The sequence below is a fragment of the Streptococcus sp. 2154 genome (genome assembly GCF_013277255.1).
GTDB lineage: Bacteria > Bacillota > Bacilli > Lactobacillales > Streptococcaceae > Streptococcus > Streptococcus pseudopneumoniae.
Window position 1 is genome coordinate 1 of the sequence record NZ_VMMK01000038.1, and the last position, 14619, is coordinate 14619.

Consider the following 14619-nt stretch of genomic DNA (forward strand, 5'->3'; position numbering starts at 1 on the left):
ATTATAACATGATTTAGACGTTTTCTCTATCCAGATTGCTTTTTTATAAAATTTTAGTGAATTTTTTCAGATATGATTTGACAAGACAAATCTTTTGGTGCAGAATCATGTTATAAAATCTAATGCAAAGGAGACTCCTTATGGCTTTAGTAGAATTTGAACACGTCGAAAAATATTACGGAGACTACCACGCACTCCGCGACATCAATCTCCGTTTTGAAAAAGGACAAGTCGTTGTCCTACTCGGACCATCTGGTTCTGGAAAATCCACTCTTATCCGCACCATCAATGGTTTGGAGGCTGTTGACAAGGGAAGTCTTCTAGTCAATGGCCACCAAGTTGCTGGTGCCAGCCAGAAAGATTTGGTGCCTCTTCGTAAGGAAGTCGGCATGGTTTTCCAGCATTTTAACCTCTATCCGCATAAAACAGTGTTAGAAAACGTAACACTCGCACCCATAAAAGTTCTAGGAATTGATAAAAAAGAAGCTGAAAAAACAGCTCAAAAATATCTGGAATTTGTAAATATGTGGGATAAAAAAGATTCTTATCCAGCCATGCTGTCTGGTGGACAAAAGCAACGGATTGTCATTGCACGTGGACTCGCTATGCATCCTGAGCTTCTTCTCTTTGATGAACCAACATCTGCTCTTGACCCTGAAACCATCGGCGATGTTCTAGCGGTTATGCAAAAATTGGCCCACGATGGTATGAATATGATTGTCGTTACCCATGAAATGGGCTTTGCCCGTGAAGTTGCCGACCGCATCATTCTCCCTCCTTTGACCAACCAAATTGTCAACCTCATCAAGAACACCTCAACAGTCGCTATCATCTCTGGAGTGGACTTGATGTTTGTGACCAAGTCTTGGTCAGCACTTAACGGAAACTACATTCCAGCCTTTCTAGGCGCTGCCCTTCTCTACTTTTCTCTATGCTTCCCTGTTGCCCAGTTTGGTCGCAAGATGGAACAAGCTAATAAAAAAGCCTATTCACTTTAGGAGGTTACTATGGAATCCATTTTAGAAGTTTTGACCCCAGATAACCTAGTCTTTATCTTTAAAGGATTTGGCTTGACCCTCTACATTTCTCTGATTGCCATCGTCCTCTCTACCCTTATCGGTACGGTGCTAGCTGTCATGAAAAATGGCAAAAATCCTGTCTTGCGCATTATTTCCAGCATTTATATCGAATTTGTGCGCAACGTTCCCAACCTTCTCTGGATCTTTACTATCTTTTTAATTTTCAAGATGAAATCCACTCCAGCAGGAATCACTGCCTTCACACTCTTTACATCAGCGGCTTTAGCTGAGATTATCCGAGGCGGTCTCAATGCCGTAGCCAAGGGGCAGTACGAAGCAGGAATGTCACAAGGCTTCACTTCAGCCCAAATCCTCTACTACATCATTCTCCCACAAGCCATTCGTAAAATGCTGCCAGCCATCATTTCTCAGTTTGTAACCGTGATTAAGGATACCAGTCTCCTCTACTCTGTTATCGCCCTACAAGAACTCTTTGGAGCCAGCCAAATTCTCATGGGCCGTTATTTCGAACCAGAGCAGGTCTTCAGTCTTTATATACTGATTGCCCTCATCTACTTCAGCTTTAACCTAGCCATTTCTAGCCTGTCTCATATGCTAGCCAAACGTTGGCAACAAGCTGCAGAATAATACTCTTCGAAAATCTCTTCAAACCACGTCAGCTTCACCTTGCCGTATGTATTGTTACTGACTTCGTCAGTTTCATCTACAACCTCAAAACCATGTTTTGAGCTGACTTCGTCAGTTTCATCTACAACCTCAAAACGGTGTTTTGAGCAGCCTGCGGGCTAGCTTCCTAGTTTGCTCTTTGATTTTCATTGAGTATAAACAGCCACTCTCCAGTTCAATTGGAGAGTTTTTTATAAGAACAGAGATTTACACACCTAGATTTGACACCATACATTTTCTATGATAAAATGTAACAAATTCATTTACAACAAATCGAAATCTAAATGAAATGGAATTTTCTATGAAATCAATCAAAGGACTACTCTTTATCATAGCTAGTTTTATCTTGACTCTTTTGACTTGGATGAACACTTCTCCCCAATTCATGATTCCAGGACTAGCTTTAACAAGCCTATCTCTGACTTTTATCCTAGCCACTCGTCTCCCACTACTAGAAAGCTGGTTTCACGGTTTGGAGAAGGTCTACACCGTCCACAAATTCACAGCCTTTCTCTCAATCATCCTACTAATCTTTCATAACTTTAGTATGGGCGGTTTGTGGGGCTCTCGCTTAGCTGCTCAGTTTGGTAATCTTGCCATCTATATCTTTGCCAGCATCATCCTTGTCGCCTATTTAGGCAAATACATCCAATACGAAGCTTGGCGATGGATTCACCGCCTGGTTTACCTAGCCTATATTTTAGGACTCTTTCACATCTACATGATAATGGGCAATCGTCTCCTTACATTTAATCTTCTAAGTTTTCTTGTTGGTAGCTATGCCCTTTTAGGCTTACTAGCTGGTTTTTATATCATTTTTCTATATCAAAAGATTTCCTTCCCCTATCTAGGGAAAATTACCCATCTCAAACGCTTAAATCACGATACTAGAGAAATTCAAATCCATCTTAGCAGACCTTTCAACTATCAATCAGGACAATTTGCCTTTCTAAAGATTTTCCAAGAAGGCTTTGAAAGTGCTCCGCATCCCTTTTCTATCTCAGGAGGTCATGGCCAAACTCTTTACTTTACTGTTAAAAATTCAGGCGACCATACCAATAATATCTATGATAATCTTCAAGCCGGCAGCAAAGTAACCCTAGACAGAGCTTACGGACACATGATCATAGAAGAAGGACGAGAAAATCAGGTTTGGATTGCTGGAGGTATTGGGATCACCCCCTTCATCTCTTACATCCGTGAACATCCTATTTTAGATAAACAGGTTCACTTCTACTATAGCTTCCGTGGAGATGAAAATGCAGTCTACCTAGATTTACTCCGTAACTATGCTCAGAAAAATCCTAATTTTGAACTCCATCTAATCGACAGTACGAAAGACGGCTATCTTAATTTTGAACAAAAAGAAGTGCCCGAACATGCAACCGTCTATATGTGTGGTCCCCTTTCTATGATGAAGACACTTGCCAAACAGATTAAGAAACAAAATCCAAAAGCAGAGCTTATTTACGAAGGATTCAAGTTCAAATAAGTACTCATACTCTCCTGGGATTCCCCAGGAGAGTTTTTTATAGCCAAATGAAATAAGACCAGAGCGATGAAATTTTGGAATTCAAATCAATTGATAAGAATGTTTTATAGTGGAATGAAATAGGATACGAACAAATTGATTAGGAAAATCAAATGAATTTATAGAAATATTTTAGCAGTTATATTGTCCTGTTCTAGTTTCAAAACGCTATAGAAGCAGCATTGTGCTAGTCTAGATTCAGTTTACTATACTAAAACGAGTAGCTTGAAATCAAAAAACCCACCCTCACAGGCAGGTTTTATCTGTATTATTCAGCTAGATTATGCTTTACCTTCTGAACCGAATACGTCGATACGTTCTTCAACCGATGCTTGGATAGCTTTTACACCGTCAGCCAAGAATTTACGTGGGTCGAAGAGTTTTTTCTTATCGTATTCTGCTTCGTTTGCTTCGTAGTCACGAGCAAATTTACGAGTTGCGTTAGCGAATGCGATTTGGCATTCTGTGTTAACGTTAACTTTGGCAACACCAAGTTTGATAGCTGCTTGGATTTGCTCATCAGGAATACCTGAACCACCGTGCAATACGATTGGGAATCCTGGAAGAGCTTCTGTCAATTTTTGCAAGTGGTCAAGGTCAAGACCTTCCCAGTTTGCTGGGTAAGGGCCGTGGATGTTACCGATACCAGCTGCCAAGAAGTCGATACCAGTTTCAACCATTGCTTTAGCGTCTTCGATTGGAGCCAATTCACCTTTACCGATGATTCCGTCTTCTTCACCACCGATAGTACCAACTTCAGCTTCTACTGAGATACCTTTAGCGTGTGCTTTTTCAACAACTTCTTTAGCCAATTTAAGGTTTTCTTCAACTGGAAGGTGTGAACCGTCAAACATGATTGAAGTGTAACCAACTTCGATACACTCAAGTGCATCTTCGTAGTGGCCGTGGTCAAGGTGGATAGCTACTGGTACAGTGATACCCATTGATTCAACAAGGTTAGCGATCAAGTTGCGAGCAACTTTGTAACCACCCATGTATTTAGCAGCACCCATTGAAGTTTGGATCAAAACTGGAGCTTTTTTAGCTTCTGCTGCGCGCAAGATAGCTTGAGTCCACTCAAGGTTGTTTGTGTTAAATCCACCAACTGCATAACCGTTGTCACGAGCTGCTTGGACAAATTTTTCTGCTGAAACGATTGCCATTTTATCAGGCCTCCTGTATATTTTTATGGGTCACCCCATTTACATTGTTCATTTTATCACTTTTTGACAAAAAAATCTAGTTTTTCCCGTAGTTTCGATTTAATTTCTTCTAGCTTCATCCATGTAAACCCTTTCTATCTCTAGTCTTGGGCGACTTTTGGAAAAGCTATGAAGAAGGTTAAACGATTCTCCTCCATCTCGAAATGATAAGCTAATTTTTCATGTTCCAATAGACTCTTGACCACAAAGAGTCCCATCCCAGGCCCTTTGGGCTTGCGACTAGCATTATCAGAAAAAGACTGGGCTAGTTTTTCTTGTTCTTCTGAGCTACAGCTATTCTCGATAAAGAGTTCCCCTTCTCTTTCTCCAATGCCAACCAAGCCACCTGGAACAGAGTGCTTGATGGCATTGCTGATGAGATTAGAAAGAATCAACTTCATAACTGATGGGTTTAGATAAGCCTGCTGATGGGTCAAACTATTGTCAATCTGGAGCTCTCTTTCCTTGGCGAGCAAGGCATAATCCTTAACCAGACTTTGTGTCATCTGGAGGAGGTCAATTTCTTCCCTATCATCTCGCAACTCCTGCACAGAAGAGAGGGAAAGTATCTGCAGAACATGGTGATTGAGTTCATCCACAATCCCCAAGGCAACTCCCAGATACTGGTCTCTATCCTTATAACGACCGATATTCTCTTTCATGTTTTCGATCAGGATTTTCAAACTAGCCAGCGGTGTTTTCAGTTCATGAGAAGCCCCTCGTAGGAATTCGACCTTCATCTTCTCCAGCTGGAGAATGGCTTCATTCTTGTCATGCAAGTCTGCAATGACAGTCAAAAGATGCTGGTAGAGGCTATTGATTTGTTCCTTGAGATCACCAATCTCATCCCTAGAATCCACGCGCAATCGCACTTGGGAATCCAGTTCCATCATTCTACGAGTCACCCGTTTGATTTCCAAGATCGGGGCAACAATGGTCCGAGCATAGATGTAGGCCACCAAGAGGGAAATTAGAAAGGATGCCAGCAAGGTATAGGGAAGAAATTGGAGACTGATTTGCTCTGCTTCCTTTTGCAAATCCATAGAAACCAGAAACTGGAGAGTCATGGTGCTACCATCTTGCGTTGTCACCTCACGCTCCTCAATAAAGAGAGAGGTGGTCTGACGGTCCGTATCCAGAGGAATGCTGTCCTTGACTTCTAACTTGTCCTCTGTCATCTCGCCCTTAACGCCCCCCTTGATATCACTAGTCTGGGAATACAGCTCTAACACTTGCTCGATGCTCTGCCTATCCTTTCCTTCTAGGGACTTGGCAATAGCTGTCGCTTTCTGGCCAATGGTTTCCTGACGATGACTCAGATAAGTCGAGGGAAATAGAAAATAAATAGCTAAATGAAGGCAGATAACCAGAACACTAAATATCGAGAAGGTATAGATAAATATCTTTGTAAATAAACCTGTTCGTCTCATTTTCGCTCCAATTTATAACCAACATTGCGCACAGTGAGGATGCAGTCCAAGTCTAGCTTTTTCCGCAATTCCTTGATATAAACATCAATGACACGGTCAAAGGGAACCTCATCTGTCGCTTTCCAGACGGCATCGATTATCTGAGACCGAGTCAAGGCCCGGCCTTCATTTTTCACCAGATAGTCCAGAATTTCCAACTCTTTGGCATTGATAAGCACTTCTTGACCTGCTAGACTGGCACTGTAGCTCTCAAAATCCACCCTGGCATCTTTATAAGAGAAGATTCGTCCTGTATCGTAGTATCTCTTGAAAATTGCATCCACCCTCACTTTTAAGAGGGAGAGGGAGAAGGGCTTTTCCAGATAGCCATCTGCCAGAGAAGCAAAGGCACTCATCTTGTATTCCTCATCCTGAAAGGCGGTCAGCATCAAGACAGGAACCTGACTGGTTTTACGAATCTCAGCTAGGACTTCTAGACCATTGAGCTTGGGCATCTGGATATCTAGTAAAATCAAGGCTACTTCATAGCTGGAAAATTTTTCTAAGGCTTCTTGCCCATCTGCAGCCTCAAGGGTTTCATAGCCACAATCCGTCAAATAATCACTGATCCCCTCACGGATCATCTCTTCATCTTCTACAATTAAAATTTTCATACTTTAACTGCTCTCTATTTTTTATTTTTCTTAGAATAAATACCTACTCTATTTTTATTATATCCTCTTACTGGCCTTTTGTCTGTAATCAACTGACCACTAGATAAAACAAAGAGAGCCTATCGCTCTCTCTGCTCACATTTCACTCCCTGTGGAATGAAAATTATTTAGCTGCTTTTGAAAATGTTACAACGTAATTATAATCTTTCCCATTCGCTTGATAGGCATAGTCCTCTTTTAAAGTATAGCCACGTTTGCCCAACTCTTCTTTCTTAGCATCAACTTGGTTCTTGACTGCCACTTTTACTTCATCATCTGTTGAACCTTCCGCGATTTCAAGAGGAGTTCCATTGATATCTCCTAGAAAACCTGCAATATCTTTCATTTGATCAAAGTTATAAAAAACATTGACTTTGACCTTTTGAGGAGCTGGTGTTACAACTTCTTCAGCTTCTACTGTTGTTCCTGCGTCTTTTGGAGCTAGTGTTTCTTCTGTTCCTACTTCTACAGATGGTTGTGTGTCTGTTGACTCACTTTCAGAGGTAACTGATGCTTCTTTTGACTCTGACGATTCTTCTGATGTGGCATTTGTTGTTCCATCTTGTGTCTCAGAATTATTTTCTTGTGAATTTACTAAGTTAGAATCAGACGAAGTCGCTTCTCCAGTTTCTTCTGTGGTGGTCAATACTTTTTCTGAGTCTGATGATGGAGCTACAGATGTTTTTCCTGTTTCTGCCATATCCGTAGCTGATGTGTTTTCAGCTGGTTCTACTTGGCTTTTCTCTGTGCTTTCCGTAGATTCTACAGTCTTTGCTTCCTCTGTTGCTCCGTTACCGTGCGATGTTACATCTCTTGTTTCTGAAGACGCTTCCTGTAAATTAACCTCTTTACTGTTTGTCTCTTCTATCAGATGTGTTTTCGACAATATCAGCTTTTGTTTTAAATGAGGAAAGTTGAGATTCTGTCACCTCTGCTTCTTGAATTGCTGGCCCATACTGGCCAACTAAAGCCTCCGAGTCGACCTTATCTCCTAAAATTTGTGCAACAGTAATCCAGTGATGTTCATGACGAGGGTTATTAAATGCACCAAGACCTGTATAAGTATATAGAGGATTTATCAATGATTTATAATGACCAGTTTGACCTGCAACTGTCTCACCCTTTGATTTTTTAATATAATCGGCTTTTTCTGAGTACCATTGCTTAATCGCCTCTGCAAATCCTTTATAATTCCACGCCAAGTTTTCTCCAAATGTTCTAGTACCAGTCGGAAAAGCTGTCCAAATATTTTTGTCAGAGAGACGAGCATGGGCATTCGTAATAGAAGACTCAGCAGCTCTCATAAGAGCCGTTTTTTCCAGTTGTGTTGACCACTTAATCGGAACATACTTATCTACTAATTTCTCCTCAAAAGCCTCTTTACGAATCTTATTAAGAGAATCTAAGATAGCTTGTTGATCTGGTGTTAAAAATTCTCCTTTGATTCCCACCAAAACATTGCCAGCAGATGCTTGACTCACTTCCGATTTAAATACAGTCTGCACCTCCTTTTGTGGTACAGCCGGCACTTCCCCTTTCGGTATTACTGGATCTTCCGTGGTTGGTCTTGTAGCTACCGGTGCTTCTGATTTTGGTGCTGGCGCTGCTGGTGCTTCCGCTTGCGGCGCCGGGGTCGCTGGTGCTTCTGATTTTGGTTCTGATACCATTGGCTCTTCTGCTTTTGGCGCTGGGGTCGCTGGTGCTTCTGCTTTTGGTTCTGATACCATTGAATCTTCCACTTTCGGTGCTGGAGATACGGGTGCTTCTGCTTTTGGTTCTGATACCGTTGGCTCTTCTACTTCTGGTGCCAGTGTTGCTGGTTCTTCCGCTTTTGGCGCCGGTGACACTGGTTCTTCCACTTTTGGTGCTGGGGTCGCTGGTGCTTCCGATTTTGGTTCTGATACCATTGGCTCTTCCACTTTCGGTGCTGGCGCTTCAGAACTTGGATTTGAAACTACAGGTTGATTTGTTGTCCCTATATTTGAAAGGGCCTTGTCTACTACTGGACTTGATTCAGTTGAGTTCCCTGATTCAATTGTAGTATCTGCAGATGGAGCATGTAAAGTTTCTGATCTTGTTTCGGCTTTTGGCGCAACTGAGACTGAGGTTTCTGATTTCGATGCCGGCAATACTGACTCTTCAGCTTTCTCTGCTGACGCCGCTGGGATTTCCACAGCTACTGGTGTCGTTTGTTTAACAGTAGTCCTTTGTTCACCAGTTACAGTATCTGTTTTTGTTTCAACTTCATAACTTTGACGACTACCAGAATTATCAATCGACACTCGCTGTCTTTTTACTTCTGTATTTCCATCTTTTAGAAAAGCCTCTTCGCTAAAATACAATTTATTATTAGCAAAAATCAAATCTCTATTTGCAATACGATTTATCTCAACCAAACTATCAACAGATAGCCCTGTTGCCCCACTAATAGCACTCAATGTATCTCCCCACTTAATTGTGTAGTGTGATAAATTGTCTATATTTAAAATATCAGCTTTCACTTCCTCAACTGTTCTGGCTACCCAAACACCATCTTGTTCACTGGCTGATACAGTTGGAGATAAAAAGCCTAGCCCCAGTAGAATCACACCTGTCGCAACAATTGCACCCGTTCTTAATTTTCTAAAACCACGGAGGGATAAGCTTCCTCTAACATTTGTTTGTCTCATAATATTTATTTTTCCTCACTATTCTATATTTTCCAAGGTAGACCCTGCCTAGGTCTACTAGCCTATGTTTGCGATATGGATAGGCTTCTACAGATTTATCTATAGATTTTTATGCACAATTCCATATATAAGTTGCGAAACCCCTTTCTAATAAATTCCATAACTTTAGTATATCATATTTAACACTAAAGTACAAAGAAAGCAACTGAAAGCAATGATTTTCACCACTGCTTTCTGCTTCATGTATCATTTTAAAACTTTCAGTTGCTAGCCTCATTTTTCAGTCTAGCATCAGTATTATTCACCATCCAGCAAAAGCTCTTTTGGTTGTTTTCTAAGGAGATTGCTTGAAGCAAGCGCCATAACGAGAACCACTAGAACCAAGGCTAGGACAAAGACGATGATAAAGTCTGAAGTCTGAATAGAAATATCTAGGCTCGACAAGGTCTTGCTAAAGCCATCTACTTCTGCACCACCACCAAGGTTAGAGGCTTGAGCCGCCTTACTAGCCTGTTTGGCAACACCTGAAGTCACATTGGCAAGGACAGTGTTTCCAATTGCACGGGCAGTGTAATTAGCTAGGAAGTAAGCAGAAACTAGAGCAGGGATAGCAATCAAGATAGATTCGGTTATGAATTGCCCCAAGATACTTGCCTGCTTGAGGCCGATAGAGAGGAGAATTCCCACTTCCTTGCGACGGGCGTTGATCCAAAGGCTGAGCAAGAGGGCAAGGAGGAGAACTGAGAAGCTCAAGCTACCCCAGAAGAGGAGGTTGGCCATCTTGTACATACCAGAGATAGATTGCTCAAGAGCTGGGTAGTTAGAGGAGCTCTTGACGAGTGTGTAGCTCTTCCAGTTGATACCACTGATGCCATTCAACTCTTTCATAACATCATCCAAGTTCTTGTCTGCTGTTACAAAGAAGGTTGCGTCCCCATAAATGGCTGTGTCTTCTGTGTATCCATAAAGTTTTGCAGCAGTGTGAATGTCTGTAATAGCTGTGTTTTCGTAAAGTTCTTGTGAGTAGGTTACTGCTGACTTATTATGACCATCAAAGAGTCCCTTGATTGTCACTTCAACTGTTTCCTTGGCTCCTTTTTCATTATCTGCATCGTAGATATTAGAGTCCAGTTTAACCTTGTCCCCTACTTTCCAGCCGTGTTTGGCTGCCAAGTCCTTGTGCAAGAGGATTTTATCCTTGTCGTCGTTGGTTAAGTGCTCTCCTTCGACTAGTTTATAAGAACCAGAGACAAACTTGTCTTCTTTAGAGGAGTCATTGACACCTGTAATCATCAAGCTACTTCCAAAACGTTTGGCACGATCAGCAGTGAGATTCTTCTTGGTTTCTGGCGTTTCAATGAGGTCATATCCAGTCAAATCTCCGATAGCGTTGATACGTTTGACATAAGACTCGATGGCCTTGTTTTCGGTGATTTTTTTGATGTCTTCACCCTTAATATTCCCAGCACCACGAGGCGTTCCTTGGTTGACGCGACGATTGATTTGCATGGAGAAGCTATTGGTGATATTTTTAAAGGTCTCCTGAGAAGCCTTGGCAGTAGCTCCCTTGATTGACAAGCCGACCAAACTCAAGCTCGCCATGAGGAGAATAATCAGGAAGATGACAATCGATTTGAAAAACTTCCTTGTAACATAGGCAAATGCGTTGTGTAACATAGATTCCCTTTCTAGATTTTATTCTATTTTATAGTTTGAACAGAAAAAGTTCGTATTATTTCGTAGTATTTCGAGTTTCAGTCAGTTTCTTATCTTTCAACTCAAGTGTAATATCTGATGCTTGTGCCACTTCTTTGCTGTGGGTTACGACGATGACACATTTACCTGTTTTCTGGGCAAGTGATTTGAGCAGTTCGACAATATCTCCAGCAGTTTTAGGATCCAGATTTCCTGTTGGCTCATCAGCTAGAATAACTGGAGCTTCTGAGACCAAACTGCGAGCAATGGCAACACGTTGCTGTTGACCACCTGATAACTGGAGAACATTCCGCTTGATCTGATTTTCATCTAAACCAAGCTCAAGCAGTGTATCCTTGCTTGCCTTTTTGTTGACCAAGCGGATATTTTCCAGTGGAGAAAGATAATCTATCAAGTTATAATTTTGAAATACCAGGGAAATATGGTGCATACGATGGTAGGAATACCCCTTCTTACGAATATCCTCTCCTTGGAAAAGAATCGAACCTTCAACAGGACTATCTAAACCAGCAAGTAGGGACAAGAGAGTGGATTTCCCCGCTCCTGACTCCCCAATAATACTGTAAAATTTCCCAGGTTCAAAATGATAATTGATCTGATATAGGACTGCCTCAGCAGTGTTCTTATAACGGTAGGTAAGGTCTTGTAATTGTAATAAAGTCATGATTTCTCCTTCTTAACTAATAGATGATAAAATTTCTTTCGGCGATTTTCTAAATAAGAATAGGAAACAAAGGGCTACAGATAAGCAACTAAGCAGAACTAGAAAAACATAGGATTCTGCAAAAGATAGGGTGCTGGTTGATAGACTGCTTGCTTTAGCTAGCGTGTCTTGTAGGGCTGCCTGATCTCCACTTGCTAGTAGGGTTTGGAGTAGGTAAGATGTTATTGCGTTTCCTGCAACAAATGCTGGAAGCAAAGCACCAAGAGATACCAAAACTACCTCTAAACAGAATTGTAGGAAGATTGAGCTCTTGCCTTTTCCAAGTGCCAGTAAAATTCCCACTTCGTAGACCCTTTCTCTCAACCAGAGAGACAAAACCAGAATTAAGGCTCCTGCTCCTGCTATCAACATCCCATAAAGGAAGATGGTCAGGAAGGTTTGGAAGGTTTCCACTGAGTCTTTGATTTGTTCAAAAGCCTTGTTTTCCTTCTCGACTTGGTAGCCTTGACTTTCCAAGGCCAAGTTTTCCACCTGCTTCATGAGTCCGTCCATTTCCTTAGGATTTTCTACATAGAAGCGAGCTGCACTGACTTGAGCTTCACTATTGCCCAAAAGTGTCTGGCTACTTTCATAGTCTGTAAAGACCTGGTTTTCACTGAAGTCGGAAGACAAACCTGTGAATTTCTCCTGTTTTTTACCAGAGAAGATTCCGACGATTTCAAACTCTACTGTTTGCCCTTTGCCAGATTCGGACTGTCCAGCATCCAAGCCAATCTTGTCATGAAGCGAAAGACCGTTCTTCTTAGCCAACTCTTCGTGGATCAGGATTTTCTTGGAATCCCCTTTTTGAAGGTGTCGCCCTTCTTTTAGGTTGAAGGCCGAACTGGTAAAGGTCACATCCTTGGATGAATCCTCAAGAGCCGTTAAGCTGACCAAGTTTTTGTCTGCAGCTGACAAATCATCACGCTCCACGCTCTGCTCGCCACTCACTGCTTCCTTGTCTTTTAGTTTTGCGACCGTCTCGAGTTCAGGAGAGACATGTTCCAGTCCCTTAATCTGGCTCACGGATGATAAGTCCGACAACTTGAAAGTCTGACCATTTTCTATCTTCTTAATAGAAAAAGATGTATTGAGTGATTTGTAAAGATTGGTTTCCACTGTTTTGTTGGACTTCATCAGCGTCAAACAGGCTGAAATTCCAGCCAATAGGACCAATAAAATCAGAAATAAAATAAAACTTCTCAGTCGTTTTCTGCTGACATAAGCCCAAGCTCTTTGGATTGGATTCATTTGTCACCTCCATATTTGTAAGACTATTATAAAACCCAAATATGAAATGTTTATGAAATACGAAAAAAAATATCGAGTAGGGGATAATCTCTAGTCCCTCTCACACCACCGTACGTGCCATTCGGCATACGGCGGTTCAACTAACTTTTAACGCATGTCGTTCAAGGTCATAATCCAAACACAAAATCAGTCCACGTTTTTCTTAGGCTAAAAGAGTCCACTGGACTCTTTTACTCCGTCCCATAACCAATGATTTAATAGCGCGTTCAGCTAGATTATTGGAAAGAACCAGATGCCCGTCTTTCAATAGAAATCACGACTTTCTGATGAATTTATTTTGGGAGTGATAGAAAAGCCCTTCATAAGCCAGTCTACTTGTTCAGGCGTGAGAGCTTTGATATCCTTTTCTGTACTGGGCCAAGTCAGTCTGCCGCTCTCAAAGCGTTTATATAGTAGCCAAAATCCTTGACCATCCCAGTAAAGGGATTTAAAGCGGTCTTTACGTCCACCACAAAAGAGAAAGACTTGACCTGAAAAGGGATTTAATTCAAAGTGGGTTTTAATGAGATAAGCCAGTGAATCAATGCCTTGCCTCATATCCGTTTTCCCACACACGAGATAGACCTGCCTTAGGCTAGATAGATGAATTGGCATAGAGCAACACCTTATCCAAAAGCTCTTCTATCATTTCGAGATTGTGGAATCTCTACAGGAACAATAGGTTGTGGCATTAAAATATCTTCCAATAGTTTTACTTTACGAATAGTATACAGGAGGAACTCCATGAATGATAGATACCTTGTTATGACGCGCTTACCGTACTATTATAAATTCAATCCACTATATCATTTGATTCACTAGTAAAAAAAGGATAACATCTCCTCTCGGAGATGCTATCCTTTTGGGGGCGACTAGAACATAGTGTTCCAATCTATTTTCGTTAAATTTACAGAATGTTTATCCTATGAATTATTTTATCAAAGTAATTTCTTACTCTTCTTCCTTGCGTTTTTTCGCGATAAGGAGTCCCCCTGTTGCTGCTGCAAGAAGTGCTAGAGCAAGTGAAGCGCTAGATTGTTCTGTACCAGTATTTGGCAATTCTTTCGCTCCTGCTTTCTCAGCTGGTGCTTGAGCAGGTGAATCTTGGTTGGTAGCTGGATTAACTGCTACTGAACTATCTGATTTCTTGACTGTCTTATCTGCTGGAATAACAGATGTAGTACCATCTTCAAAGGTTACAACTACTGATCCGTCTTTGTTTACCTTAATATCTTTCGCAGTTGGGTTAGATTTCTTAACTTCTTCGGCTACCTTAGCTTTTTCTGCGTCAGTCAAGTTGCTTGGATCTTTAACTGGTGTTGCTGACGGATCCTTAACACTATCTGCATCTTTAGCTTTCTCAACTGCTTTAGCTGCTGGAATTACTGCTGTTGAGCCATCTGGGAAGGTTACAGTTATTGTTCCATCTTTACCTACTTTAACATCTGTTGCAGTTGGGTTAGATTTCTTAACTTCTTCGGCTACCTTAGCTCTTTCTGCATCAGTCAAGTTGCTTGGATCTTTAACCGATGTTACTGATGGATCTTTAACACTATCTGAATCCTTAGTTGATGCACCTACTGGTTTAGATTCTGGTTTCGAGTTTGGATCTTTCGGATTTGTTCCCTTATCTACTTCTTCTTTATCTGTGAAGCCATCACCATCTGTATCGGCTTTAGT

At 41.4% G+C, this 14619-nt stretch carries 12 protein-coding genes and 2 pseudogenes; 3 read left to right on the forward strand and 11 right to left on the reverse strand.

The window, feature by feature from the left end; genetic code table 11:
* Positions 1-140 precede the first annotated feature (140 nt).
* From HT693_RS07335 to HT693_RS07345, 3 genes and pseudogenes are all read left to right on the forward strand, one after another.
* Positions 141-770: pseudogene (locus HT693_RS07335) on the forward strand (amino acid ABC transporter ATP-binding protein); the annotation flags it as partial.
* Between the two features lie 237 nt (positions 771-1007).
* Entirely contained in the window at positions 1008-1667 is a 660-nt protein-coding gene (locus tag HT693_RS07340) for an amino acid ABC transporter permease (protein ID WP_172925083.1), read from the forward strand.
* 340 nt (positions 1668-2007) lie between these two features.
* Positions 2008-3198 (forward strand): ferric reductase-like transmembrane domain-containing protein, encoded by a 1191-nt coding sequence (locus tag HT693_RS07345; protein ID WP_000835817.1) that lies wholly within the window; start codon positions 2008-2010, stop codon positions 3196-3198.
* A 320-nt stretch (positions 3199-3518) separates the two neighbouring features.
* Here the strand turns inward: HT693_RS07345 and HT693_RS07350 are convergent, their stop codons facing one another.
* The 11 genes and pseudogenes from HT693_RS07350 to HT693_RS07400 all read right to left on the reverse strand — a co-directional run.
* Positions 3519-4400 (reverse strand): class II fructose-bisphosphate aldolase, encoded by an 882-nt coding sequence (locus HT693_RS07350; RefSeq protein WP_001019001.1) that lies wholly within the window; start codon positions 4398-4400, stop codon positions 3519-3521.
* 140 nt (positions 4401-4540) lie between these two features.
* Complete coding sequence (vncS, locus tag HT693_RS07355) at positions 4541-5869, reverse strand: sensor histidine kinase VncS (RefSeq protein ID WP_001254965.1); 1329 nt, start codon at positions 5867-5869, stop codon at positions 4541-4543.
* Positions 5866-6522, reverse strand: a complete 657-nt coding sequence (gene vncR / locus HT693_RS07360) for a response regulator transcription factor VncR (RefSeq protein ID WP_172925084.1) — start codon at positions 6520-6522, stop codon at positions 5866-5868. The genes vncS and vncR overlap by 4 nt, the downstream gene beginning before the upstream one ends.
* A gap of 163 nt (positions 6523-6685) precedes the next feature.
* Entirely contained in the window at positions 6686-7447 is a 762-nt protein-coding gene (locus HT693_RS07365; protein WP_172925085.1) for a hypothetical protein, read from the reverse strand.
* Positions 7410-9230 (reverse strand): CAP domain-containing protein, encoded by a 1821-nt coding sequence (locus HT693_RS07370; protein WP_172925086.1) that lies wholly within the window; start codon positions 9228-9230, stop codon positions 7410-7412. The genes HT693_RS07365 and HT693_RS07370 overlap by 38 nt, the downstream gene beginning before the upstream one ends.
* Before the next feature lie 297 nt (positions 9231-9527).
* On the reverse strand, positions 9528-10907 hold the full coding sequence (gene vex3, locus HT693_RS07375; RefSeq protein ID WP_054388057.1) for an ABC transporter permease subunit Vex3: 1380 nt from the start codon (positions 10905-10907) through the stop codon (positions 9528-9530).
* A gap of 55 nt (positions 10908-10962) precedes the next feature.
* Complete coding sequence (gene vex2 / locus HT693_RS07380) at positions 10963-11610, reverse strand: ABC transporter ATP-binding subunit Vex2 (RefSeq protein WP_061439180.1); 648 nt, start codon at positions 11608-11610, stop codon at positions 10963-10965.
* Between the two features lie 12 nt (positions 11611-11622).
* Positions 11623-12900: an ABC transporter permease gene (locus HT693_RS07385; protein WP_120007986.1), complete on the reverse strand. Its 1278-nt coding sequence runs from the start codon at positions 12898-12900 to the stop codon at positions 11623-11625.
* A gap of 235 nt (positions 12901-13135) precedes the next feature.
* A pseudogene (locus HT693_RS07390) lies at positions 13136-13210 on the reverse strand (transposase); the annotation flags it as partial.
* A complete protein-coding gene (gene tnpB / locus HT693_RS07395; RefSeq protein WP_172925087.1) occupies positions 13204-13554 on the reverse strand; it encodes an IS66 family insertion sequence element accessory protein TnpB in 351 nt (116 codons plus the stop codon). The pseudogene HT693_RS07390 and the gene tnpB, both read right to left, overlap by 7 nt.
* Positions 13555-13890: 336 nt before the next feature.
* Positions 13891-14619: LPXTG cell wall anchor domain-containing protein (locus HT693_RS07400; RefSeq protein ID WP_172925088.1), on the reverse strand; the 729-nt coding region annotated here is incomplete at its 5' end.

Excerpts from the sequence above, each read along its gene's own strand:
- HT693_RS07340 (WP_172925083.1), top strand. The coding sequence starts at position 1,008 with ATGGAATCCATTTTAGAAGTTTTGACCCCAGATAACCTAGTCTTTATC.
- HT693_RS07345 (WP_000835817.1), top strand. The coding sequence starts at position 2,008 with ATGAAATCAATCAAAGGACTACTCTTTATCATAGCTAGTTTTATCTTG.
- HT693_RS07350 (WP_001019001.1), bottom strand. The coding sequence starts at position 4,400 with ATGGCAATCGTTTCAGCAGAAAAATTTGTCCAAGCAGCTCGTGACAAC.
- vncS (WP_001254965.1), bottom strand. The coding sequence starts at position 5,869 with ATGAGACGAACAGGTTTATTTACAAAGATATTTATCTATACCTTCTCG.
- vncR (WP_172925084.1), bottom strand. The coding sequence starts at position 6,522 with ATGAAAATTTTAATTGTAGAAGATGAAGAGATGATCCGTGAGGGGATC.
- HT693_RS07370 (WP_172925086.1), bottom strand. The coding sequence starts at position 9,230 with ATGAGACAAACAAATGTTAGAGGAAGCTTATCCCTCCGTGGTTTTAGA.
- vex3 (WP_054388057.1), bottom strand. The coding sequence starts at position 10,907 with ATGTTACACAACGCATTTGCCTATGTTACAAGGAAGTTTTTCAAATCG.
- vex2 (WP_061439180.1), bottom strand. The coding sequence starts at position 11,610 with ATGACTTTATTACAATTACAAGACCTTACCTACCGTTATAAGAACACT.
- HT693_RS07385 (WP_120007986.1), bottom strand. The coding sequence starts at position 12,900 with ATGAATCCAATCCAAAGAGCTTGGGCTTATGTCAGCAGAAAACGACTG.
- tnpB (WP_172925087.1), bottom strand. The coding sequence starts at position 13,554 with ATGCCAATTCATCTATCTAGCCTAAGGCAGGTCTATCTCGTGTGTGGG.